Genomic DNA, 22,543 nt, shown 5'->3' with positions numbered 1-22,543 from the left:
TCCTTGTGCCGTCTGTCCTCTTCCAGCCTAGAGGGCGACGATCCGCTTGCCCAGGTTGTCACCATCGAACAACCCGATTAGGGCACCGGGAATCGCCTCGAGCCCGCCCTGCATGGTGTCCAGTCGCCAGTGAAGGCGGCCACTTGTCACCAGAGGGGACATCTCGTCCAGAAATGTCTCGAAATGCCTCTCGAAATGGGGGGCCACGAAGGGAATTACCGCCACGCCACGTTCTCCGAGTCGAGCCATGTTATGCGGGGCTCGACGCGGCGCCTCCTGCTGATACTGGCTGACCAAACCGCAGACGACGACGCGCCCGCCAGAACGCATGGCATCGATGGCGGCGGCGAAGGCCGACCCGCCTATCGTCTCGAAATCCAGGGTCAGCCCCTCGGGGGTGGTATGCCGCAATTGTTCGCTGAAATCGGCAGCACGGTGATCGAGCACGTGGTCGAAACCGATGCTCCGGAGCCAGGCACGTTTGTCCTCGCGCCCGGCAGTAACGATCACCCGTGCGCCGGCCTTGCGAGCGAGTTGTGCGGCGATGGAGCCTACCGCACCGGCGGCGGCACCTACCAGCACACAATCCGCGGGGCTCGGCTTGCCGAGAAGCTGCATGCCCAACCACGCAGTGAAACCAGTCATGCCCAGTGGATGTAGCCAGGCCAAGGGAGGTGTGCCCGCCGGGGCACGGCGTAGCCCATGGCCATCGTGTGCGACCCACTCCTGCATCGGCAAATGGCCTACCGCCCAGTCACCACGTGACCAGCCGGGTAGTCGGCTATCCATCACCTCGGCTAGGGCATAACCCGACAGCACACTTCCCGACATCCAGTGTGAGATATAGCCGTAGCCTTCCGGCTGCATGCGGGTGCGCATATAGGGATCGACACTCATGAAGCGAGGGTACAGCAGCAAGGCGCCGTCTTGCGGCCCTGGCGGGGCGACCTCCTCGAGTCGAAAGTGCTCTTGAGTGAGCTGTCGAGTCGGTCGCTTGGCCAGTACGAGGCGCTGCATTGATAGCTCGACTAACTCAAAGGCTCACCGATGCGTTGCTCGGCATAATGGTGCTCATGAGTTCGTCGCGCTTCGTCCTCAGCCTGCTTGCGCAGTTTCTTGCGCAACGCCGCCTTCTCGAAGCGCAGCTTCTGCATCGGGGTTTCCAAGCGCAGCGGCGGGACCTCCGCTGGCTTGCCATCCGTGTTCACGGCGACCATGGTCAGATAGCAGCTATTGGTATGGCGAATGACCTTTTCCTGGATATTTTCAGCAATGACCTTGATGCCGATTTCCATAGAGGAGCGGCCCACATGGTTGACCGAGGCCAGGAAGGTCACCAACTCGCCGACATGAATGGGTTGTTTGAACAGGACCTGATCCACTGAAAGCGTTACCACGTAACTACCTGAGTAACGACTGGCGCAGGCATAGGCGACTTCATCGAGTTTCTTGAGAATAGCGCCACCATGGACCTTGCCACTGAAATTGGCCATGTCGGGGGTCATCAGCACGGTCATGGTGAGTTCGTGCTGGCGCGGGAGATCATCGTAGGTCACGACGGGCGTGCTCCTGAAGTGAGAAATCTATATCCAGCATAACGTGCCGTCCCAGACCATGCATGGCCCGGGGCGACATTAGGCGTTTTTCTGCGACCTTTAGAAATAGGTCAAGCCAAGGGCGATGACCACGCCGGTAATGAAAAGCTGGATCAAACAGAAGCCCATGATGTCCTTGGCCTTGAGGCCGGCGATGGCCAGCACCGGTAGCGCCCAGAAAGGCTGCAGCAGGTTGGTCCAGGCGTCACCCCAGGCCACGGCCATGGCCACTCGGGTGATATCGGCACCCAGTGCCTCGGCGGCGGGGAGCATCACCGGTGCCTGGACTGCCCACTGGCCGCCACCCGACGGCACGAACATGTTGACCACCCCGGCACTGATGAATGACCAGAAAGGGAGGGTGTCGGAGGTGGCAAAGGATACGAAGCCTTCCGATAAGGTTTCGGCCAACCCAGACTCGATCATGATCGCCATGATGCCGGCATAGAAGGGAAATTGAATGACGATGCCCGCGCCGCCCTTTATCGCTTCGTGCAAGCTGTCCAGCAGTCGGCGTGGCGTGCGGTGTAAGACGATGGCTAAAGACAGGAACAGAAAATTGACGATGTTGAGGTTCAAGCCCCCGCCGCGTAGCAGGAAATGGTCGAGCAGGAATAGCAGACCGGGAATGCCGACCAGCCAGGCCAGGATATGGCTGTTTTCCAGATACTCGGCAGGGCGCGAGATATGCCCGACAGGTTCCGGGGTGTCATCGAGCAGTGTCGGATCGACATACACGCTTTCCTGCTCATCGGGCAGCATCAGGCGGTTGACCAGGGGCACGACAATGAACAGGCACGCCACGATAGCCAGATTGAAGAAGGAGAAGATGGTGGAACCGGTGCCGATCACCCCGATTCTGTCGACGGTGAAGTGGCCATCGGTGGCGATGGTCAGAGGAATCGAGCCAGCCAGGCCGCCGTGCCAGACAATGAATCCTGAATAGGCGCTGGCGATCAGCAGCCGGTAGTCGACACGGATCTGTCGGGCCAATTCCTTGGCGAACAGAGCACCGACTACCAGCCCGAAGCCCCAGTTGATCCAACTGGCCACCAGTGACACCAGGGTCACCAGTATGATGGCGCCACCGGCATTCTTGGCCAGTGATGCCAAACGTTGCAGCAAGCGCTTTACAGGTGGTGTATTGGCCAGCATGAAGCCGGTGACCAGTACCAGCAGCATCTGCATGGAGAACGTTAGCAGGCTCCAGAACCCATCGCCCCAATAGCGCATCACCAGCAGCGGATTCTGGCGCTCCACGGCGATGGCGGCGGCAGCGGCGATGATAGTCAGCAGCAATACGAAGATATAAGGGTCGGGTAGGTACCGCTCGACCAGCCTCACGGCAGGCCGGGACAGGAACTTGAGCATGGTATTATCGCTTTTATTGATTTAGGGAGTTCCAAATCTGGCTCTTTACCTTGCCTTGCTCCATCAGCATTGGTCAACGCCACATGTCGCCATCCAGCGTGTGCGACGGTAACGAAGATAATAGCCGGCCAGAGTCGCCGAGCGCACCATGGTGAAGGCGAAGAAGGCCAACCAAAGGCCATGATTGGCCAACGGTTGGGTCAACCACCAGACGGGCAGATAGATGGCCAGACCTGCAAAAATGCTATTTCGCATCTCGCGGGTGGCCGTGGCGCCGATGAACACCCCATCCAGTAGATAGCTCCAGACAGCGATCAGCGGCATGGCGACCATCCATGGCAAGTAGTCGGCGGCGGCGGCTCTCACCTCAGGCAAGTTGGTCAACAGCGCGATCAGCAGATTCCCCCCCAATGCGAAGACCAGCGCCGCACCACCGGCAGTCAGCAACGATAAGCGCGCTGCGGCTCGTACCGCCTGGCCGAACTCATCCCAACGGCGTCCGCCTACGGCGCGCCCGGTCACCGCTTCGGCGGCATGTGCAAAGCCATCCAGACCATAGGACGTGAGCATGATGAATTGTAGCAGCACGGCATTGGCGGCCAGCACGTTATCACCGAGGCTGGCACCTTGTGCGGTGAAGAAGGCCGTGGCGAACAGCAGGCCCAAGGTGCGCACGAACAGGTGAGCGTTGACCTGCCACAATTCACCGTAGGCAGCGAGCCTGAGAATCCGCTCGCGAAGGAAGCGTCCTTGCAGTAGGTGGAGCTGGCGGGCGACTAGCCATAGTCCGAAAGCCAGGGCCGTATAGTCGGCGATCATCGAGGCCCACGCCACACCATCGCTGGTCATCCCCAGTCCAATCACGAATGCCAGGTCGAGCACGATGTTGACGCTATTGGTCAGCACCAGGATGGCAAGTGTGACGCGCGAATTCTGCTGACCGAGAAACCAGCCAAGGATGGCATAGTTGGCCAGCACCGCCGGCGCCGAGAGAATGCGAATCTGGGCATACTCCGCAGCCAATTCGGTGGCCACCTCGCTGCCGTCGAGCAACCACAATCCAAAGGTGATCAACGGCCGGGACAGAAGGATCAACGACACGCCGATGACCGTGGCCATCAACAGCGACTGGCCGAGCAGGTTGCGCACTGCGGTGTCGTTTTCGCGGCCTACCGCCTGAGAGGTCAGCCCGGTGGTACCCATGCGCAGGAAGCCGAATCCCCAGTAGAGGAAGCTGAACAGTGTTGCGCCTAGCGTCACTCCCGCCAGATAGCGTGAGTCCGGGAGATGGCCCACCACCGCGGTATCGACCAGACCCAACAGTGGCACGGTGATGTTCGATAGGATGATCGGCCAGGCCAACAGCCAGATACGGCGGTAGGGAGAGGACGGAGACAACTGGTTTCCTTATCGGGCTTGATAGTGATTTGCCAGAATAACGCTGACCAGAAAAACAAGACAGCCCCCGAGGCGGGGCTGTCTTGATCATGCGGATGCTGATACTGATACCTAGAAAAGGTAGCCGACGCTGCCCGAAAGAAGGTCGATGGTGAAATCCTCGCCGCTGTCGCTGAGATCGTAACGTTCGTATTCGGCGCGCACCATCACCCGATTGATTACATACTCGGCGCCCACGCCATAGAAGTGGTCGGTACCATCGGCACCTTCGCTCGCCTCAAAGACTGTCTCTCCGTCGTATATGGCTTTTCCACTCAATTCAGCATCCCAAGCGATCAAACCTACTTTGGCATGGATGCTGAAGCCGCCTTGGATCGGCAGCCGCCCTAGCAATCCCAAACCAAAACCATCGATGTTTAATTTGGCATTTGCAGAGGCAGGAGTCCCATCAATGAAGCCACTGGCGCTGGCTGTGAAATCACCGAAGTCTAGGTAACTGGCTTCCAAGGCAAAGTTGGGACCGAAATCATAGCCCATGAACAGTTTGTAGCCGGTATCGCTGTCGTCAGTATTGGCACCGGCGTCACTCAGGAAGTCCAGGGTGTCGTTATCCAGCTTGGACTGTCCGATGCCAGCGCCCAGATAAAGGCCAGTATTGAGGTCTTGTTGGTAGCTCTGAGCAAGGGCCGATGCACTGAGCAGTGAGGTCAAAATCGCGGTGGCGGTGGTAAGACGCTTCATCTTACGTTCCTCTGCATGATCGGTAGGCCTAGCCTGTGGCATCCAATTGCCACATTCGCCGAGCCTTTTTTAGAGTAAGTTTTTGTAACCAAATATTACACAGAGAAGTCTAGGGGCAAGTTTTACTTAGCGCCAGAGAATTGTCTGAGCTTTCTCATGCGATTGATGGTTGTCATAAGTCGCGAGAGCGACGTAGTGCTCAGAAAAATGGGTAACTACGGTTCGAAGTCGGGGGTGCTGGGTGGGAAAATATGTAGCCAACCGCTCATACTAGCGAGTCTCCGGTCGTCGCGGCCAGGATGTTGCAAGGCAAGGAATCTGTCGCTTGGGGGTCAGTTCAGTCCGGCGGGGCGTTGGATGACAGATACCGGTTCGGTGTAGCTCAAGCGGCGGTGATGATGCGGTATTTTTCCATCAGTTCGTCGTGAGTCTCGCAATGGCCGGGGTCGAGCGGGATGCAATCCACCGGACACACCTGTTGGCACTGGGGCTCGTCGTAGTGACCGACGCACTCCGTGCACAGGTTGGAGTCGATGACATAGATCTCTTCCCCGGGCGAAATGGCGCCGTTGGGGCATTCGGGTTCGCAGACGTCGCAGTTGATGCACTCGTCGGTGATCATCAGGGCCATAGGGCTACCTCAATGCTTCCTTAGCGCAGTACTCAGGTATTGTAATGCCTGTCGAGCGCTTCGACGACCTTGGGATGCACGTGCTGAGAAATATCCCCTCCTAGCCGGGCGATCTCGCGTACGAGGGTGGAAGACACGTAGGAGTTTTCGAGCGAGGGGGTCAGAAACACGCTTTCGACATGCGGGGCCTGGGCGCGGTTCATGTTGGCGAGCTGCAACTCGTATTCGAAGTCGGAAACCGCGCGCAAACCACGCAGGATGATGCGTGCTCCCTGCTGTTCGAGCAACTCGATGAGCAGGCAGGAGAAGCCGGTGACCTCGACGTTATTCAATGGGGCCACGACCTCGCGTGCCAACGTCACCCGTGTGTCGAGGTCCAGTGCCGGTTGCTTGCCGGGACTGGCAGCGATCGCCACCACGACCTTGTCGAACATCCGCGTTGCACGCTCGATCAGGTCATAGTGGCCATTGGTGATAGGGTCGAAAGTACCGGGATAGACCACGATGTTCATGGAGCTTCCTGTGCCTCGTCAATCGTTGACGGAACCGAAAGGGTTGTCGACGGCCAGCGATACTGGCTGGGCATAGCCAGGAATCCTGATATGTTCAGCACTGATCTCTAGCTCAGTGCCTTCCAGTACGCCTTCGCCGAAGCGATAGAGTGCCTGGAAGTGCCCCTCGTCGGCCTGTCGCTCATAGGCACTGGAGGCTTCGAGGGTTGCCGCTTGGCGGGTTTTCCAGGCATCGATGGCTGCTTGCCCGTGTCGCTTGATCAGTAGCCGCTCGGTCACTTTCGGCGACAATACTAGGCCGGTGGCATTGTTGCCACCGAAGCCCTTGGCATTGATGAAGGCAGCCTCGGCATCGAAGGCTTCGGGGAGGCGCGAGAAGCGCAGACGTTCGGCATAAACATCCTCGGCCACGGCGTCCAGGGTGGGAATCCCCGGCAGAAGACCAAGTGCGAAGCTACCCAAAGCACTAGCCAATTGGTCGCCGGCGGCGCTGCCTTGCGAGTGGCCGACGAAAGCCTTGACCGCTACCACTGGCCACGCTTCGATGCCATAAGCGCGGGCGATCAAGTCGAAGACATGAGATTCCGTCACCCGGTTCTTGGGGGTACTGGTGCCATGGGCATGCAGGAAGGTGCGTTGCCTGAGTGCCTCGTCACCGAGAATCTGGCGGGCTAGCGCTACCGCTTTGCCGAGTGTGATGTAGTTGCCGATGCCGGGAGCCGAGATCGAGCGTTTCCAGCCATCGGCATTAGTGAATACACCAGGAACGGAACCGAGGATCTGGGCCCCGGTTTCCAGTGCCAGGGTATCGTCCATCAGTAGCAGGAACTGGCTGGCTTCGGCAATGGTGAAGCCGCAGTTGCGTGCGAAGGGACGACAGGCACGCTGATAGTCGGCATCGGTCAGTAGGGTGAGGGCATCCAGAACCTTGAGGCTTTCGTCATCGGCCAGCGCGCCCATGGCACGGAACCCCTCAATGATCTCGGGGGTGATCGGCGCATCGGAGGTGCCCACCATGACCACACGGCGACGTCCACTGGCGATATCCTCGATACCCAGGCGCAGATTGTAGAGAAAGGTAGCGCAGGCGCCTTGAATGGCTCCAGTGGAGCCAACACTGCCGAGTACGTAGGCGTTGAGGAAGTCGGCGGGCATTTGACCATAGCCCAGTGGCATCTGCTTGGACGTGGCGCGTTGGCCCGAAACGAAACTCTTGAGTAGGCCGCCCCAGCCTTCGTCGTCGAGTTGGCCAATCGAGTTGCCGGCATAGACGGCGATGGCATCCGGATCGAGGCGATCACGCAGAGTGTCCCAGTCGAGGCCGCTTTGTCCCAGGCAGTCGGAGGCGCCGAAGATAGCCATCGATAACCCGCGGGGGTGGTGCACGCTGCGGTAAAGCTGACTGGGCTCGAAGCCGCTGGGTATTTGCCCAGCGGCGCGAACCTGTGCAGGGCGACGTTCGGGCAGCATGACATCGAACGGGCCGGCCGGCACGGTCACTTCCAGGGTATGGCGGTCGATTTCGCGAACTTGCCACGTTTCTGGCAGGTCGTCGGGCAATTGGCGCCGACGCACTCGAAAGGTATGCGGCGAATCGAACGACAGCTGCGCCTGACGGTTGGCGGGGATACCATCGGCGTTGAAGCGGGGGTCTTCGATGCGGCGAATCAGGGTATGGTCGAGCACTTGCTGGCGATAGCGCGCTGCGAGTTCCGAGGCATCGAGAGTCGCCCCGCTGGTATCGCGCCAGTGGCCGTCGTCATGGTGGCTGGCCAGGCGCATCATCGCCGCCAGTCCGACCACAGTGCGAGTCTGGTCGTCCTTGTGCAGGGCATCGAGTACCGTACGACGATACGCTTGATGACCCGAGGTTCTGCCGGCGGCATTGACCCCGCCCATGCCGACAATCACCGGTAACTGTGACAAGCCGCGTTCCTCGTTGTGCTGTTGACGAGTCATATTGTCGATAGAGTGTCGCGATGATAGCACCGGCGCAGCCATGGCGTCATGCGGCCCGACCCAACAATAGTCGCCGAAATAGGGAAACTTGTCGTAAAACGAATGTTTGATACCAACGAGTGACCGCGCTATGATGAAACGGCTGTTTGAGTCATACGAGTTGGTATTGGCGCATCCTCGCTTCGGGGAGCGCCATTTTTTTGTAGCAATTTTTGTCCCGCCGGGCATCTTGTCCCTGGTGCCTGGTAACATGACGCCTTCGTCAAATTTGCCGTCACTCCATTAACGCCCATGCACGTTGCCTCTCGTTCCATTGTCACCAACCAAGCCGGACCTCATGAGCACTTGGCATGGCGGGTCAGTCGTGCGCTTCGGCATCCATTGCGCAAGCCAGTAGCCGAGCATAATCGCGAGGCTTTCGACGATGCCCAGCATTGGCTCGATGAGCGTCGTCTGCCCTTGATCCTGGATGCCGGTTGTGGAGTGGGACTATCGACTCGCGTGTTGGCACGGCGATATCCCGAGCATGCGGTGATCGGCGTCGATCGCAGCGCCGATCGTTTGTCTCGCAAGCACGGGAGCCTGCCTGACAACGCCTTGCTGGTGCGGGCCGATCTGGTGGATTTTTGGCGTTTGGCTCTGACGGCAGGCTGGCGTCCAGCGCAGCACTTCCTGCTCTATCCCAATCCTTATCCCAAGGCGGTACATCTCAAGATGCGCTGGCACGGGCACCCGGTCTTCCCAACCATTTTGGCACTTGGGGGACAGTTGGAACTGCGTTCCAACTGGCGACTGTATGTCGAAGAATTCTGTCTGGCATTGGGCCAGGCAACAGGCATCGAAGCAGTGGTCGAGCGCCATGTTCCGGAGGATGAATGCCTGACGCCCTTCGAGCGCAAGTACCATCTCAGCGGTCAGGCACTCTGGCGATGTCGTGTCGTCTTGCCTTACGCTCCCGGTTTTCCACCCGCTCGTTGACAGTCGAAGGATACGATCATGGTCTACGTCTATCTGGGGTTGGCGATCGTTGCCGAAGTGATCGCCACCAGCGCCCTCAAAGCGTCCAACGAATTCACGAGATTGTGGCCTAGCGTGCTGGTGTTGGTGGGGTATGCCATGGCGTTCTATATGCTGACGCTGGTACTGCGCACGCTACCCGTGGGGATCGCTTATGCCTTCTGGGCGGGGTTAGGCATCGTGCTGATTACTCTGATCGGCATCCTGGTCTATGGCGAGACACTGGATCTGCCCGCCATTCTGGGGTTGGCGATGATCATCGGCGGAGTGGTCGTGATTCAGGTATTTTCCAAGGTTTCCACGCACTAAGCGTGGCATATCATCATCAAAAGGTTGTGGGTTCTCCTCTATGTTGCGTCTGTCGTTATTCGTGCTCTGCCTGCTACCGCTCACCGTCTTGGGCGCTGGCTTTTCCCACCTTTCCCAACTCGCCAACAAAGGTTTCGTGATCGGCGCCCAGGCACGCTTGCTGGATGATGGTGAAGTGCTGGGGGAGATCGACGCCAATCGGCTTTTGTCACCGGCATCGGTGTCCAAGCTGTATGTGTCGGCAGCGGCGCTGAAGCGCTGGGGGCCGCAACACACCTTCTCCACGCGGCTGGTCTCAGTCGGCGAGATCGACGCCAATGGCATTCTGCAGGGCGACTTGGTGTTGGAAGGCGGCGGCGATCCGGCGCTGGCCTCGGAGGATCTGTGGCGGTTGGTTCAGGAGCTGCGTCAGCGTGGCGTACGAGGGGTCAATGGACAGCTGGTGGTCAGCCAATGGCGCTTCGGGCCGGTGGAGTGCATCACCACCGACCGTTGCGAGTCACGCTCTCGTTCAGCGAATACCTATAGTGCGCAGCTCTCCTCGGCGGGAGTCAACTTCGGCAGTTGGTGCATGAATGTGGCGCCCGGTTCACAACCGGGGGAAGCCGCACGCCTATCGAGCTGCGATACCGTGGTGCCGACCACTGAGGTCGAGAATGGGGTGTCGACCGTTGCTGCTGATGGGAGCACTGAACTCGATGCCGAGCGAGTGACCAATGGCCATGGCGATGTCATGGTATTTCGTGGCGCAATTGCACAGGAGACGTTGCCTCGCACGGTCTATCGCTCGAGTTCCGACCCGGCGATCCAGAGCGCTCAGATTCTGTCGTCGTTGCTTGAGCAGGCTGGCGTCAGCGTCAGCGGCGGCTATACCACCAGCATCACTCAACCGCCGCCAAGTGCTCGACAGCTGGCCGCCGTGGAGAGCAAACCCTTACAGGAACTGTTACTGCGCACCCTCAACTATTCCAACAACTTCATGGCCGATGTGCTGAGCCTCGATCTGGTGAAGACGCCGCGGGCATCGTTGAGCGATGCCGGCGCGGTGCTCGAGAGCTTCGCCCAAGAACTGCCAGCCCACGGTCCTCTGCACTTGCTCAGCGGCAGCGGCCTGACCCCTGAGAATCGTACTTCCGCGCTTGGCGTCAATGCCTTGCTGGAGCACATGTACCACCAGCCGTCATTGTTTCCCAGCTTCGTTGCCGGCCTGCAGTCGCCGTCCAATGGCGTGATGCGCTTCATCCGCCGTGGAAGCCATGTCTTCCAGGACCATGTGATGCTCAAGACGGGGACGCTCAACGAGCCTGTCTCGGTGCGTTCCGTCGGGGGCTACTTTCGTACCCAGAGCGGGCGCTGGGGCGTCTTCACCGTATTGGTCAACGGTACTGGCAGTACACCTTACCTGAGTTGGTCCCAGGTTCTGGATCCGTTGACGGAAGATCTCGAGGCGATGATCCTGTCCCGTTGAGAACTGCCGGTGAGCCCTATTTTTTCGGGTTGATCAGGACTCGGCCGTGCACCTTGCCAGCAAGCATGTCTTCGGCTCGTTGCTCGATCTGCTCGAGGCCAATCTCGTCGACCGCCATGCGTTCGAACAAGCCGTTGGGCAAGGCGGAGAGTCGTTGCCAGGCGGCCCGCCGGCGTTCGAAGGGAATCATCACGCTGTCGGTACCGAGCAGGGACACACCACGTAGGATGAAGGGCATGACCGTGGTTGGCAGGTCAGTGCCACCAGCCAAGCCCACTGCAGCAACGCGGCCGTGATACGTCATTCGTGCCAGGACATTGGCCAGCGTACGCCCGCCAACGGTATCGATGGCACCGACCCAACGCCCTTTTTCGAGCGGCAGCGGTTCACCCTCGAATTCACTGCGGTCGAGAACTTCGCGGGCGCCCAGCGACTCCAGCCATTCGCGCTGTTCTGGCTTGCCGGTTACCGCGTGTACCTCGTAGTCCAGATGATGCAGGATCGAAACCGCCCAGCTTCCTACACCGCCGGTGGCGCCGGTCACCAGTACTGCCGCGCCGGGTGGCAACCCGGCTTCTTCAAGGCGCATCATGCAAAGCATCGCGGTCAGGCCAGCCGTACCCAGTAGCATGGCCTTACGTGAATTCAACGGCGAGGGGCAGGGGACTAGCCACTCGGGATCAACGTTCATGGCCTCCGCGTAGCCACCCCAATATCGCTCCCCCACCCCCCAACCGGTAAGGATGACCCTATCACCGGAAGCGTATTGTTCATGGTGGGATTCACGCACAGTGCCGACGAAGTCGATGCCCGGCACGAAAGGATAATCGCGCACGATTTTGCCTTTGCCGGTAACGGCCAAGGCATCCTTATAGTTGAGGTCGGAATAATCGATATCGACACTTATGGCCCGGTGCGGGAGGTCGGCAAGGGGGAGGTCGACGACCCGGCAGCGCGGCGATTCGTCGTGAAGCATGAGAACCCGGGGCATGATGGACTCCTCAAAGTAGGACATCCTGATACCCTAGCCTTGCCATTGCGACACCGCCAACGTGAGACGATACGCTACCCTCCGGCGGCTTTTTGGTAACATCCTGGCGGCAGCCGGGCACCTGGCAAGGGCGATTAGCGACAAGGGAAACATGATGAAACCTGGTCATACCGGATGGCGCCATCTCATATATGCGGCGTATTACTCATTCAAAGGACTGCGCGCGGCCTTCCGCAACGAGTCGGCGTTTCGTCAGGAAATCGCGGTGTGCCTGGTGTTATTGCCCATCGCCATCTGGCTTGGCCGTACCCCAGTGGAGTGGATCCTGTTGATGGGGAGCTGCCTGCTGGTACTGATCGTCGAACTGATCAACAGTGCCATCGAGAGCGTGGTCGATCGTATCGGCTCCGAACATCACGAGCTTTCCGGGCGGGCCAAGGATATCGGTTCGGCAGCGGTGATGATGGCCCTGCTGATTCCAGGGATCACCTGGGGATTGTTGGCTTGGCAACGTTTCTTCATGTAGTGCGTTTCATGTAAGCGTGTCTAACTGGGTATCCCTTCGCTATGCTGGGGCCATGACCCTTGCTTTTTCATTGCCCCTGAGCTGCGCGAGATGCCCATGGCGTTACCCGAAGATTTCTTACCGCTAACCGATATTCCCGAGCCGCTGTGGGCGGCGCTGGGCAAGACCAGGGAGCGTCTGGACGAGGTTCTGACGAGAGCCGATAACCTGGCATCGATGCAGGAGCTCGATCCTCCCAGCGAAAGCTGGCTGGCCCTGGCACCGGCTCGTCGTGAGCAACTTGCTCGGGTGTTGGCGATTTCCGATTTCGTCGTCGACACGCTGATACGCTATCCCGATTGGTTGTCGAGCCTGGATGCCAATGGGGAGCTGGACGAAGCACCGGATGCCGAGACCCTGAGCCAATGGCTTGATGAGGCGCTGGAAGATGTCGAGGACGAGGTCGGCATGCAGGCGGTGATCCGCCGATTTCGGCGGGCACGCATGCTGGGCATCGTATGGCGTGATCTGTCTCGCCCTGAGGGAACTGACATGTGGCAGATCGCGGCCAGCGTGTCATGCCTGGCCGAGACGTGTCTGGAGGGCGCACTGGCCTGGCTCGAGGCACATTTCGCTCCGCGTTGGGGGCGCCCCGCGCCGCGTGCGGATGGCAGCTCGCAGCGTCTGGTGGTGTTGGGCATGGGCAAACTCGGTGCCGGTGAGCTCAACCTGTCGTCGGATATCGACTTGATCTTCGCCTTTCCCGAGAAAGGGATGACGCAAGGCGGCAAGCGGGAGTTCGACCATTACGAGTATTTCACCAAGCTTGGGCAGAAACTGATTTCGGCACTGGATGCAGTAACCGCCGACGGTTTTGCTTTCCGTGTCGACATGCGGCTGCGCCCGCTGGGCGACGGTGGCCCACTGGTGGGCAGTTTCTCCATGCTGTCGAGTTATTACCAGGACCAGGGGCGTGAATGGGAACGCTACGCCATGCTCAAGTCCCGGCCAGTTGCCGGTGACCGGGAGGGCGGTGCCGAGCTGCTGGCCAGCTTGCGCCCTTTCGTCTATCGCAAGTATCTGGACTTTGGAGCCATCGAGTCGTTGCGGGAGATGAAGGCGCTGATCAACCGTGAGGTCAAGCGCAAGGGCATGAGCGACAACATCAAGCTTGGGCCCGGGGGTATTCGGGAAGTGGAATTCGTGGTCCAGGCCTTTCAACTGATTCGTGGCGGACGCGATACCGAGTTGCAGGTCACCTCGCTGAAAACCGCGCTCGAGAGCCTTCCGCCGCTGGACTTATTGCCACAGGAAGTCGTCGATGAACTGATCCCGGCTTATGTATTCCTGCGCGATCTGGAGCATGCCTTACAGGCACTGGAAGATCGCCAGACCCAGACACTGCCCATGGAGTCCGTTGACCGCGAGCGTGTGGCGTTGGCACTGGAAATGGAAGACTGGCCGGCGGTGATGGCACGCCTGGCCGAAGTTCGCGAGCAGGTACGTGGTCATTTCGATGCCGTGATCGCCGACCCGGAGGAGGAACTCGAAGCACCTTCCATGAAAGCAACGGAAGGTGCCGGCGGCGGGACTTCCCTCGATGAATGGCGTGCGCTATGGCGAGGAGAACTGGGACGTGGCGAAAACGGTGACGAGGCCTACGAGATCTTGGCGGGTGCAGGCTTCGGCCAGCCCGATGTGGCAGCAAGACGACTGAACGACCTGCGTCAGTCGCGCCAAATTCAGAGTATGCAGCGCATTGGGTACGAACGTCTCGATGCCCTGATGCCGATGTTGTTGGCTGCCATTGCCGACAGCGATGATCCTGACCGGGTGCTCGAGCGGGTGTTGCCATTGATCGAGGCAGTGCTACGGCGCACCGCCTACCTGGCGTTGCTGCGCGAGAACCCCGACGCCCTTGAACACCTGATGCGGCTATGCGGTGCCAGCCCTTGGATCGCCGAGCAATTGGCCCGCTATCCGATTCTGCTCGATGAATTGCTGAATCCGGCCACCTTATACACACCCGCCGACAAGGACCGCCTGGCCGACGAACTGCGCCAGGAGCTGGCGCGCATCCCGGAGGACGATGAGGAGTCCCAACTCGAGACCTTGCGAGTCTTCAAACATGCCCAGGTGCTGCACGTGGCAGCCTCGGACATCGCTGGGGCTCGTCACTTGATGAAGGTCAGCGATTACCTGACCTTCATCGCTGAAGTGATATTGGAGCAAGTGCTGGCCATGGCTTGGAAGCACATGGTGCGCAAGCATGGCCATCCCCAGCGTCGCAATGATGCACCGGGAGACACCCACTTCATCATTGTCGGTTACGGCAAGCTCGGCGGTATCGAGCTGGGCTACGGTTCGGACCTGGATCTGGTGTTCATTCATGACGCCGACTCGCAGGGCAGCACCGATGGCGAACGCCCTATCGATAATGCGGTGTTCTTCACTCGTCTGGGCCAACGCATCATCCATTTGTTGACTGCGGTGACGCCGGCTGGATCGCTTTACGAGGTCGATATGCGCTTGCGCCCCTCGGGTAACTCGGGACTTTTGGTCACCACTCTGGATGCCTTTGCCGATTATCAGCGACAGCAGGCCTGGACGTGGGAACACCAAGCCCTGGTTCGAGCACGGGTGGTGGCTGGCGACCGTGCCCTGGCCGAGCGTTTCGACGCCGTTCGGCGTGAAATCCTGGGGCGTCGCCGCGACCCGGATGCACTGCGCGATGACGTGGTGAAGATGCGCTACAAGATGCGCGAACACCTGGGTACGAGTCCGGTGGACCAAAAGGAAGGGCGCTTCGATATCAAGCAGGATGCCGGTGGCATGGTCGATATCGAATTCCTGTGCCAATATGCGGTGCTTGCCATGGGCCATGAGACTCACGGCCTATTGGCGTGGAGCGACAATATTCGTATTCTGGAGACTTTGGAGTCTAGCGAGCGTTTGCCCGCCGAGGATTGCCGTCGCTTGCGCGAGGCGTATCTAGCCTACCGCAACGCCTCCCATCATGCGGCATTGACCAAGCAGGAAGCTCATGGCGAAGGCGACACCTTCGATGAATACCGTCGCCATGTCAGCGAATTGTGGACGCGACTGCTGGAATCCCCGACCTGAGGGAATGGCTGCGCGTCTTTTTTCGTCACCGCTAGTGCTGGCGAGCGGCAGACACCAACTGTTCATGAACGTTACGTGACGCATAACCGTCAAGTTTGAGTAAGAAGGAAATCCTTATGTCGATGGCTGACCGCGACGGCCTGATCTGGTTCGACGGCGAACTGCTTCCCTGGCGTGATGCCAAGGTCCATGTACTGACTCATACCTTGCACTATGGTATGGGCTGTTTCGAGGGGGTGCGCGCTTATGCCACCGAGCAAGGGACGGCCATCTTCCGCCTCAAGGAACACACCGACCGTTTGTTCGATTCGGCCAAGATCCTGGGTATGCCGATGCCGTTCAGCAAGACCCAGATCAACGATGCCTGCCGCGCTGCCGTACGCGAGAATGACCTGGAGGAAGCCTATCTGCGGCCCATGGTGTTCTTCGGCAGCGAAGGCATGGGGCTGCGCGCTGACAATCTCAAAACTCACGTGATCGTTGCTGCCTGGGAGTGGCCCTCCTACATGTCGCCGGAATCCCGCGAGCTGGGTATCAAAGTGCAGACCTCGTCGTTCACGCGTCATCACGTCAACATTGCCGTGACCCGTGCCAAGGCCAATGGCCAGTACATCAACTCGATGATGGCACTGGCCGAGGCTCAGCGCGGCGGTTACGACGAGGCGCTACTGCTCGATCCGCAAGGCTATGCCGCAGAAGGCTCGGGCGAGAACCTGTTCGTGGTCAAGGATGGCGTCATCTATACCCCGATGTTGACCTCCTGCCTCAACGGCATTACCCGCAATACCGTGTTGCAGATGGCCGACCACTTGGGATTCCCGCTACAGGAGAAGTTGCTTACTCGCGATGAGATCTATATCGCCGACGAAGCCTTCTTCACCGGCACCGCCGCCGAGGTACTGCCGATCCGTGAGCTCGATGGTCGTACCATCGGTGAGGGGCGCCGTGGCCCGATTACCGAGAAGGTCCAGTCACTATACTTCGATCTGGTACGTGGCAAGCAGGTACTGAATGCCGAGTGGCTGACGCCGGTGGCGTGAGTGATAGCAGTGGCATGGAAGGTAAAGACGCCCCGCCGGATATAATAACGGCGGGGCGTCTTTGTTTCTGCCAATCACAGTCTGACCAACGTCATTTCCAAGGCGTGGACGCCTTCAAGCTGTTCTGCGAGGATGCTGAAAAGCGTGCCGCTGCCGAGGCGAGGAACAGGCCGCGACGCTGTTCACCCACTACAAGCGGGAACTGCTGAAGGAGAATGAATGATGAGCGCAGGCAAGGTCCTGGTCCTGCACGGCCCCAATCTCAACTTGCTGGGCACCCGCCAGCCGGAGATCTACGGCCATGAAACCCTCGACGACATCAACAACTCTCTCTATGAGAAGGCGGCGATCAATGGCTGGGATATCGCGTGCCGGCAGAGCAACCACGAGGGCGAATTGATCGATGCTATCCATGCGGCGCGCCAAGATGGCACCGTGGCAATCATCATCAACCCCGCAGCTTACACCCATACTTCGGTAGCGATCCTCGATGCCTTGAACGCCTTCGACGGCAAGGTGATCGAAGTGCACCTCTCCAACGTGCACAAGCGCGAGAGATTCCGTCACCACTCCTACGTCTCGCTGCGCGCCGACGGCGTGATCGCTGGGCTCGGCAGTCAGGGCTATCACGCCGCACTGGATGCGCTGATCAAGGCTAGCTGACTTTTCTACCTTCACTTCGAGGCCCTCTCGCTTGTCGTAAGAGCTGGCCAATCAGGAAACGACAAACAGCGAGCTGGCCTGCAATAGCCAGATCGCCAAGCTGATGGTGAGGAAGGCCGCCAGAGTGGTCACCATTAGGGTGGCGGCCGTGATCTCGCCGAGGCCATAGCGCTGGCCGAAAATTGGGTAGACGCTGATCATGGGAGCACAGGCGAAAAGGATACCGGTGGTCATTAGTACCGGATCGATGGGGGGTAGGGCCAGGAAGGCTAGCAGCACGGCCAGCGGGTGGACGATCAACTTGCCGATCGCGATTTGCGTCACATCACCTGCCATGCCTCGCGCCTTGAGCCCATAGAGGGTGCCACCGATCACGAACAGCGCCGTGGGAGCCGCCGCCATGGCTAGCATATCAATGGCACGGAACACCGGCGTCGGTAGGCTCAGGCCAGAGAGCGCCAGGCTGGTACCGGCGAGGATGGCGAGAATGATCGGGTTCTTGAGCAATTGCCGGGCGGTACGTATCAGCACGACTCGCGCGCTGGAGCCGCGCTGAGAACTGACTTCGGCCAACGTGAGTGCTGCCGGAATGATCAGTAGGTTCTCGATGAGGAAGTTCAGGGCCATGGCAGCCACCGCCGGTGAGCCGACCACCAGTGCTGCCACCGGGTAGCCGATGAAGCCGCTGTTGGAGGCCGACATGCCCAGTGCATAGAGGGCGCTAGCATCCAGCGGCTTATGCCGCCGCCGACGGGCGATGAACAGGGCGCCGATGAACACCACCAGTGAGCCAAGGCCATAGGCGAGTAGGTAGTAGAGGTTGAAGGTTTCATCCAGCGGACGGCTGACCAGTGCCCTGACGATCAGTGCTGGCAGCGCGCAGTGGATGACGAAAACCCCGAGACCGCGAACCTGTGGCTTGTCGATGATGCGGAGGCGGACCGCAAGGTAGCCGACACCTATCAGTAAGAAGATCGGTAGGGTGATGCCGAAGATATCGAGCACTCGTCATCCTTAACTGCGCCCACGCGCAATACGGGAGGAAAGGCCCGTGGGTGTTCATCATCCCTTTCCAGGATGAAACGGCAAGGGCCGTCAGACCCAGGGGTCCAAGGGCTTCATTCAACTGATATTGGCACGGATCAGCCGCGCCTTTTCCTGCAGCAACGGCAGGAAGGTCCGCGTCAATGTGTCGAGGTCGACACGTGCGGCATTGGTACTGATGTTGATGGCGCCAAGCAGGCGGTCATTGGCATTGAAAGTGGGCACCGCCAGCGAACGCAACCCGGAATCCAGCTCTTGATCGGCGATCGCGTAACCTTGCTGGCGCACCTTGAGAATGCACTGGCGTAGCTCGGCCTTGTCGGTAATGGTCTTGTCGGTATAGGGGATAAGTTCCACCCGCTCCAGATAGGCATCCAGTTCGGTATCCGACAATTGGGCCAGCAATACTCGGCCCATCGAAGTATGCGCTGCGGGCAAACGAGTACCCACCGAGAGGGTGATGGCCATCAGCCGGTGCTTGGCGGCGGAGCGAGCCACATACATGACGTCATCGCCGTCGAGCACACCCAACGACGAGGACTCGCCACTTTCGGCGGTGATATCCTCGAGATACTGTTGAATCACCGAACGGTAATTGTTGGCCGAGAGGAACGAATAACCTAGTTGCAACACCTTGGGGGCGAGTTCGAAATGACGCTGCTGTTTGCGCACATAACCCAGCGCATGCAGCGTCAGCAGGAAGCGTCGGGCACGGGCTCGGTTCATGCCGGTACGCGCAGCGACCTCGCTCAGTGTCATGCGCGGGTGGGTGCCATCGAAGGCCAAGATCACTTCCAGCCCGCTAGCTAGGGCGGTGACGAAGTCGCGGTCCTCGGGGGTCAGAGTCTCATCTTGCGGTTGTGCATCCATCCGTCGGGGTCCCGATCGATTTGCGTGAGTCGATGACACCAATCTAGCATAGGGTTCGTTTCGCGAACACTTGTACGAATTGTGGTGGGGAGCCCGCATTGCGTGCGTCTATGAGCCAGCATTCCTTCATGAATCAGGAGGCTAACCGACTGTAACACTGAGGTTTGGGTTGGGGCTGAGTTGTTGGAAGAAACAGCCTCCCCAGAATCATACCTTAGTAGTAGCAAGGCCCAGGTGGCACGGGCTCTTGTCTGGCTGATGAATATCTAACTAATTGTTACGTAAGAGCTTCGCGTGTGGCGATATTCAGGGAAGGCTTGCCTTCCTTTTTTTGTGGTTTGACGAGCGAGCGATTGAGGATTAATTTGTTCGTATAACAAACCTATGTTCACTAGCCGAACATTGGCAGCGAAACAAAAGCCAACCCAGGAGCTGGTGAATATCGAGTCGACCACCAAGAGGCGAACCAACATGGCCGAGTTCCTCAGCTTGCATGACGCGGTCGCGCGCTACGTCGAAGACGGTGCCACCGTGGCCATGGAAGGCTTTACCCACCTGATTCCTTTCGCGGCGGGCCACGAAGTGATCCGCCAGAGAAAGCGCGACCTGACCCTGATCCGCATGACTCCCGATCTGGTCTATGACCAATTGATCGGTGCCGGTTGCGTCAAGAAACTGATCTTCTCCTGGGGCGGAAATCCGGGGGTCGGTTCGCTGCACCGTCTGCGCGATGCGGTGGAGAAAGGCTGGCCACACAAGATCGAGATCCACGAGCACAGCCACGCCGCCATGGCCTGTGCCTTCGAGGCCGGGGCCGCTGGCCTGCCGCTGGCGGTGCTGCGTGGCTACGTGGGTAGCGAGTTGCCCAACGTCAATGACCAGATCAAGTTCATCGAATGCCCGTTCACCGGAGAACGCCTGGCGGCGGTACCATCGGTGCGCCCGGACGTGTCCATCGTGCATGCCCAGAAGGCTGATCGTAAGGGCAACGTATTGGTGGAAGGCATCATTGGCGTGCAGAAGGAGGCCGTGCTGGCGGCCAAATACAGCATCGTCACCGTCGAGGAGATCGTCGACGACTTGATGACGCTGCCCGACTATCACCCCAATGCTTGCGTGATCCCGGGTTGGGCGATCAGCGCCATCGCCGTGGCCGAGAAGGGCTCCTACCCCTCCTACGCGCATGGCTATTACCCGCGCGACAACCGTTTCTACAAGGAGTGGGACACCATCGCCCGCGATCGTGAAGTCTTCACTCAGTGGCTTGAAGAAAACGTCTACAACGCAGGAGGACAGTCCTGATGAGTCTCGAATACACCTCCGCGGAAATGATGACCGTCACCGCCGCACGGGCGCTTGAGAACGGCATGACCTGCTTCGTCGGCATCGGTTTGCCCAGCGAGGCTGCTAACCTGGCGCGCTTGACCCATGCCCCCGAGGTGGTGCTGATATATGAATCCGGCACCTTGCAGACGAAGCCGGATGTGCTGCCGCTGTCGATCGGCGACGGTGAATTGTGCGAGTCGGCGCTGACCACCGTCTCGGTACCAGAGATGTTCCGCTATTGGCTGCAGGGTGGCCACATCAGCGTGGGCTTCCTGGGCACCGCCCAGATCGACCGCTACTGTAACCTCAATACCACGTTGATCGGCGACTACCATGATCCCAAGGTTCGACTACCAGGCGGCGGTGGGGCGCCGGAAATTGCAACCAACGCCCACGAGGTCTTCATTACCCTGAAGCACTCCAAGCGTACCTTCGTCAAGGACGTGGACTTCATCACCACCCTGGGCTTTGGTCGCGACGGCAAGGGCCGCGACGGCGTGCCAAACATCGGCAAGGGCCCGACCCGGGCGATCACCGACCTCTGCGTGATGAAACCCGATCCCGAGACCAAGGAACTGGTGGTCGTGTCGCTGCATCCGGGTGTGTCCCGCGAGGACGTGTATGATGCCACCGGCTGGGAGATCCGCTTTGCCGAGCAGTTGGAATCCACTCCGGAGCCCAACGCCCATGAGCTCGAGGTGCTTCGTGAGCTGAAGGAACGGACCGCCCGAAAACATACAGGGGAGGTCTGAGGAGGCCTTATGAGCAACGTCTACTTGTGTCACCCAAGGCGTACCGCCGTGGGCCGCTTCGGCGGAACACTTGCCGCCGTGCGTCCCGACGATTTTGCCGCCAGCGTGTTCAAGGCGGTGCTGGCCGAAGCGCCGAATCTCGACCCTGCTGCCATCGATGAGGTGATCATGGGCTGCGCCAACCAGGCCGGTGAGGACAACCGTAACGTGGCACGCATGTCGTCGCTGCTGGCGGGTCTGCCGACCACGGTGCCCGGCACCACCATGAACCGCCTGTGTGGCTCGGGCATGGACGCGGTGGGCACTGCCTTCCGCGCCATCAAGGCCGGTGAGTTCGAACTGGCCCTGGCCGGCGGCGTGGAGTCCATGTCCCGCGCGCCCTATGTGATGGGCAAGGCTGAGACCGCCTTCTCACGCACCCAGGCCATTGAGGACACCACCATCGGCTGGCGTTTCATCAACCCGTTGATGAAGAAGCAGTATGGCGTCGACTCTATGCCGGAGACCGCCGAGAACGTCGCCGAGCAACACCGCATCTCGCGCGAGGACCAGGACGCCTTTGCCCTGCGCTCCCAGCAGAAGGCCGAACTCGCCCAGCAATCGGGACGCTTCGCCGAGGAGATCACCCCGATAGAGATCCCGCGCCGCAAGCAGGAGCCGCTGATCTTCGACCAGGACGAGCACCTTCGCCCCGGCACCACCCTCGAGAAGCTGGCCAAGTTGCCGACCCCGTTCCGCGACGGCGGCAGCGTCACCGCCGGCAATGCTTCGGGCGTCAACGACGGGGCCGCGGCGATGCTGGTCGCCAGCCAGGCCGCCGTGGACAAGCACGGACTCAAGCCCATGGCACGTATCCTGGGTATGGCCACCGCCGGGGTCGAGCCGCGCACCATGGGCATCGGTCCAGTGCCAGCGGTGCGCAAGCTGCTGGACCGCCTGGAGATCTCGCTGGACGAGATCGACATCATCGAACTCAACGAAGCCTTTGCCTCCCAGGCCCTGGCCTGTCTGCGCGAGCTGGGCATCGCCGACAACGATCCGCGGGTCAATCCCAACGGCGGCGGCATCGCCCTGGGCCACCCGCTGGGCATGTCCGGCGCGCGCCTGCTGCTGACCGCCGCCCATGAGCTGCACAAACAGAACAAGCGCTATGCGCTGTGCACCATGTGCGTGGGTGTGGGGCAGGGGATCGCGACCTTGATCGAGAGGGCGTAAAAGAGGGAAGACG

General features: G+C 59.9%; 21 protein-coding genes. 10 read left to right on the top strand and 11 right to left on the bottom strand.

Annotated features, from left to right (window positions below; all coding sequences use genetic code 11):
- Positions 1 to 27 precede the first annotated feature (27 nt).
- From L861_RS12175 to L861_RS12140, 8 genes are all read right to left on the bottom strand, one after another.
- Positions 28 to 1,017 (bottom strand): MDR family NADP-dependent oxidoreductase, encoded by a 990-nt coding sequence (locus L861_RS12175; protein ID WP_016416271.1) that lies wholly within the window; start codon positions 1,015 to 1,017, stop codon positions 28 to 30.
- Positions 1,018 to 1,028: 11 nt separating this feature from the next.
- A complete protein-coding gene (locus L861_RS12170; RefSeq protein ID WP_051149339.1) occupies positions 1,029 to 1,517 on the bottom strand; it encodes an acyl-CoA thioesterase in 489 nt (162 codons plus the stop codon).
- A gap of 138 nt (positions 1,518 to 1,655) precedes the next feature.
- Positions 1,656 to 2,966, bottom strand: a complete 1,311-nt coding sequence (locus L861_RS12165; RefSeq protein WP_016416269.1) for a short-chain fatty acid transporter — start codon at positions 2,964 to 2,966, stop codon at positions 1,656 to 1,658.
- A 63-nt stretch (positions 2,967 to 3,029) separates the two neighbouring features.
- A complete protein-coding gene (locus L861_RS12160) occupies positions 3,030 to 4,364 on the bottom strand; it encodes an MATE family efflux transporter (protein WP_016416268.1) in 1,335 nt (444 codons plus the stop codon).
- Between the two features lie 111 nt (positions 4,365 to 4,475).
- A complete protein-coding gene (locus L861_RS23640) occupies positions 4,476 to 5,105 on the bottom strand; it encodes a porin family protein (protein ID WP_016416267.1) in 630 nt (209 codons plus the stop codon).
- Positions 5,106 to 5,487: 382 nt separating this feature from the next.
- Entirely contained in the window at positions 5,488 to 5,736 is a 249-nt protein-coding gene (locus tag L861_RS12150; protein WP_016416266.1) for a YfhL family 4Fe-4S dicluster ferredoxin, read from the bottom strand.
- Positions 5,737 to 5,768: 32 nt separating this feature from the next.
- Positions 5,769 to 6,248 (bottom strand): pantetheine-phosphate adenylyltransferase, encoded by a 480-nt coding sequence (coaD, locus tag L861_RS12145; protein WP_016416265.1) that lies wholly within the window; start codon positions 6,246 to 6,248, stop codon positions 5,769 to 5,771.
- An 18-nt stretch (positions 6,249 to 6,266) separates the two neighbouring features.
- Complete coding sequence (locus L861_RS12140) at positions 6,267 to 8,147, bottom strand: beta-ketoacyl synthase (RefSeq protein ID WP_027947730.1); 1,881 nt, start codon at positions 8,145 to 8,147, stop codon at positions 6,267 to 6,269.
- 351 nt (positions 8,148 to 8,498) lie between these two features.
- Between L861_RS12140 and trmB the strand changes: the two genes are divergently transcribed.
- The 3 genes from trmB to dacB are packed head-to-tail and all read left to right on the top strand — an operon-like array spanning position 8,499 to position 11,001.
- A complete protein-coding gene (gene trmB, locus L861_RS12135) occupies positions 8,499 to 9,185 on the top strand; it encodes a tRNA (guanine(46)-N(7))-methyltransferase TrmB (protein WP_021029181.1) in 687 nt (228 codons plus the stop codon).
- Positions 9,186 to 9,200: 15 nt separating this feature from the next.
- Positions 9,201 to 9,533 carry a DMT family transporter gene (locus L861_RS12130; RefSeq protein WP_174329830.1) on the top strand — a complete coding sequence of 111 codons (333 nt, stop codon included), beginning with the start codon at positions 9,201 to 9,203 and terminating at the stop codon, positions 9,531 to 9,533.
- A 40-nt stretch (positions 9,534 to 9,573) separates the two neighbouring features.
- On the top strand, positions 9,574 to 11,001 hold the full coding sequence (dacB, locus tag L861_RS12125) for a D-alanyl-D-alanine carboxypeptidase/D-alanyl-D-alanine endopeptidase (RefSeq protein ID WP_016416261.1): 1,428 nt from the start codon (positions 9,574 to 9,576) through the stop codon (positions 10,999 to 11,001).
- A gap of 16 nt (positions 11,002 to 11,017) precedes the next feature.
- Here the strand turns inward: dacB and L861_RS12120 are convergent, their stop codons facing one another.
- Positions 11,018 to 11,992: an MDR family oxidoreductase gene (locus L861_RS12120; protein WP_016416260.1), complete on the bottom strand. Its 975-nt coding sequence runs from the start codon at positions 11,990 to 11,992 to the stop codon at positions 11,018 to 11,020.
- 154 nt (positions 11,993 to 12,146) lie between these two features.
- On the opposite strand from L861_RS12120, the gene L861_RS12115 reads away from it, so the two are divergent.
- The 4 genes from L861_RS12115 (at position 12,147) to aroQ (ending at position 17,323) form a co-directional block, all read left to right on the top strand.
- The gene (locus L861_RS12115) at positions 12,147 to 12,518 is read left to right on the top strand and encodes a diacylglycerol kinase (RefSeq protein ID WP_016416259.1); all 372 of its coding nucleotides are present in this window, start codon (positions 12,147 to 12,149) and stop codon (positions 12,516 to 12,518) included.
- A gap of 96 nt (positions 12,519 to 12,614) precedes the next feature.
- Positions 12,615 to 15,620, top strand: coding sequence for a bifunctional [glutamate--ammonia ligase]-adenylyl-L-tyrosine phosphorylase/[glutamate--ammonia-ligase] adenylyltransferase (gene glnE, locus L861_RS12110; protein WP_027947731.1), 3,006 nt, complete (start codon positions 12,615 to 12,617; stop codon positions 15,618 to 15,620).
- Between the two features lie 116 nt (positions 15,621 to 15,736).
- Positions 15,737 to 16,660: a branched-chain amino acid transaminase gene (locus L861_RS12105; protein ID WP_016416257.1), complete on the top strand. Its 924-nt coding sequence runs from the start codon at positions 15,737 to 15,739 to the stop codon at positions 16,658 to 16,660.
- Between the two features lie 222 nt (positions 16,661 to 16,882).
- Complete coding sequence (aroQ, locus tag L861_RS12100; RefSeq protein WP_027947732.1) at positions 16,883 to 17,323, top strand: type II 3-dehydroquinate dehydratase; 441 nt, start codon at positions 16,883 to 16,885, stop codon at positions 17,321 to 17,323.
- A 51-nt stretch (positions 17,324 to 17,374) separates the two neighbouring features.
- On the opposite strand, the gene L861_RS12095 is transcribed toward aroQ, so the two are convergent.
- Together L861_RS12095 and L861_RS12090 are read right to left on the bottom strand one after the other, a co-directional pair.
- A complete protein-coding gene (locus L861_RS12095; RefSeq protein WP_016416255.1) occupies positions 17,375 to 18,328 on the bottom strand; it encodes an AEC family transporter in 954 nt (317 codons plus the stop codon).
- A 117-nt stretch (positions 18,329 to 18,445) separates the two neighbouring features.
- Positions 18,446 to 19,237 (bottom strand): IclR family transcriptional regulator domain-containing protein, encoded by a 792-nt coding sequence (locus tag L861_RS12090; RefSeq protein ID WP_016416254.1) that lies wholly within the window; start codon positions 19,235 to 19,237, stop codon positions 18,446 to 18,448.
- Positions 19,238 to 19,708: 471 nt separating this feature from the next.
- Here L861_RS12090 and L861_RS12085 point away from each other — a divergent pair, with 471 nt between their 5' ends.
- Genes L861_RS12085 through pcaF form a run of 3 tightly spaced genes read left to right on the top strand, consistent with a single transcriptional unit; the run spans position 19,709 to position 22,530 of the window.
- Entirely contained in the window at positions 19,709 to 20,539 is an 831-nt protein-coding gene (locus L861_RS12085) for a CoA transferase subunit A (RefSeq protein WP_027947733.1), read from the top strand.
- Positions 20,539 to 21,315, top strand: a complete 777-nt coding sequence (locus L861_RS12080; RefSeq protein ID WP_016416252.1) for a CoA-transferase subunit beta — start codon at positions 20,539 to 20,541, stop codon at positions 21,313 to 21,315. Before L861_RS12085 ends, L861_RS12080 begins: the two co-directional genes overlap by 1 nt.
- 9 nt (positions 21,316 to 21,324) lie before the next feature.
- Positions 21,325 to 22,530, top strand: coding sequence for a 3-oxoadipyl-CoA thiolase (pcaF, locus tag L861_RS12075; protein ID WP_016416251.1), 1,206 nt, complete (start codon positions 21,325 to 21,327; stop codon positions 22,528 to 22,530).
- Positions 22,531 to 22,543: the final 13 nt, after the last annotated feature.

This window comes from Litchfieldella anticariensis FP35 = DSM 16096 (assembly GCF_000409775.1).
In the GTDB taxonomy this organism is placed as follows: Bacteria; Pseudomonadota; Gammaproteobacteria; order Pseudomonadales; family Halomonadaceae; genus Litchfieldella; species Litchfieldella anticariensis.
Note: the sequence above shows the minus strand (reverse complement) of the source record. Positions and strands in the feature narration are given on the sequence as shown.

Bases quoted from the DNA above. Each gene is read 5' to 3' on its own strand.
- L861_RS12175 (WP_016416271.1), bottom strand. From the start codon at position 1,017: ATGCAGCGCCTCGTACTGGCCAAGCGACCGACTCGACAGCTCACTCAA.
- L861_RS12170 (WP_051149339.1), bottom strand. From the start codon at position 1,517: ATGACCGTGCTGATGACCCCCGACATGGCCAATTTCAGTGGCAAGGTC.
- L861_RS12165 (WP_016416269.1), bottom strand. From the start codon at position 2,966: ATGCTCAAGTTCCTGTCCCGGCCTGCCGTGAGGCTGGTCGAGCGGTAC.
- L861_RS23640 (WP_016416267.1), bottom strand. From the start codon at position 5,105: ATGAAGCGTCTTACCACCGCCACCGCGATTTTGACCTCACTGCTCAGT.
- L861_RS12150 (WP_016416266.1), bottom strand. From the start codon at position 5,736: ATGGCCCTGATGATCACCGACGAGTGCATCAACTGCGACGTCTGCGAA.
- coaD (WP_016416265.1), bottom strand. From the start codon at position 6,248: ATGAACATCGTGGTCTATCCCGGTACTTTCGACCCTATCACCAATGGC.
- L861_RS12140 (WP_027947730.1), bottom strand. From the start codon at position 8,147: ATGGGCGGGGTCAATGCCGCCGGCAGAACCTCGGGTCATCAAGCGTAT.
- trmB (WP_021029181.1), top strand. From the start codon at position 8,499: ATGCACGTTGCCTCTCGTTCCATTGTCACCAACCAAGCCGGACCTCAT.
- dacB (WP_016416261.1), top strand. From the start codon at position 9,574: ATGTTGCGTCTGTCGTTATTCGTGCTCTGCCTGCTACCGCTCACCGTC.
- L861_RS12120 (WP_016416260.1), bottom strand. From the start codon at position 11,992: ATGCCCCGGGTTCTCATGCTTCACGACGAATCGCCGCGCTGCCGGGTC.
- L861_RS12115 (WP_016416259.1), top strand. From the start codon at position 12,147: ATGAAACCTGGTCATACCGGATGGCGCCATCTCATATATGCGGCGTAT.
- glnE (WP_027947731.1), top strand. From the start codon at position 12,615: ATGGCGTTACCCGAAGATTTCTTACCGCTAACCGATATTCCCGAGCCG.
- L861_RS12105 (WP_016416257.1), top strand. From the start codon at position 15,737: ATGTCGATGGCTGACCGCGACGGCCTGATCTGGTTCGACGGCGAACTG.
- aroQ (WP_027947732.1), top strand. From the start codon at position 16,883: ATGAGCGCAGGCAAGGTCCTGGTCCTGCACGGCCCCAATCTCAACTTG.
- L861_RS12090 (WP_016416254.1), bottom strand. From the start codon at position 19,237: ATGGATGCACAACCGCAAGATGAGACTCTGACCCCCGAGGACCGCGAC.
- L861_RS12085 (WP_027947733.1), top strand. From the start codon at position 19,709: ATGGCCGAGTTCCTCAGCTTGCATGACGCGGTCGCGCGCTACGTCGAA.
- L861_RS12080 (WP_016416252.1), top strand. From the start codon at position 20,539: ATGAGTCTCGAATACACCTCCGCGGAAATGATGACCGTCACCGCCGCA.
- pcaF (WP_016416251.1), top strand. From the start codon at position 21,325: ATGAGCAACGTCTACTTGTGTCACCCAAGGCGTACCGCCGTGGGCCGC.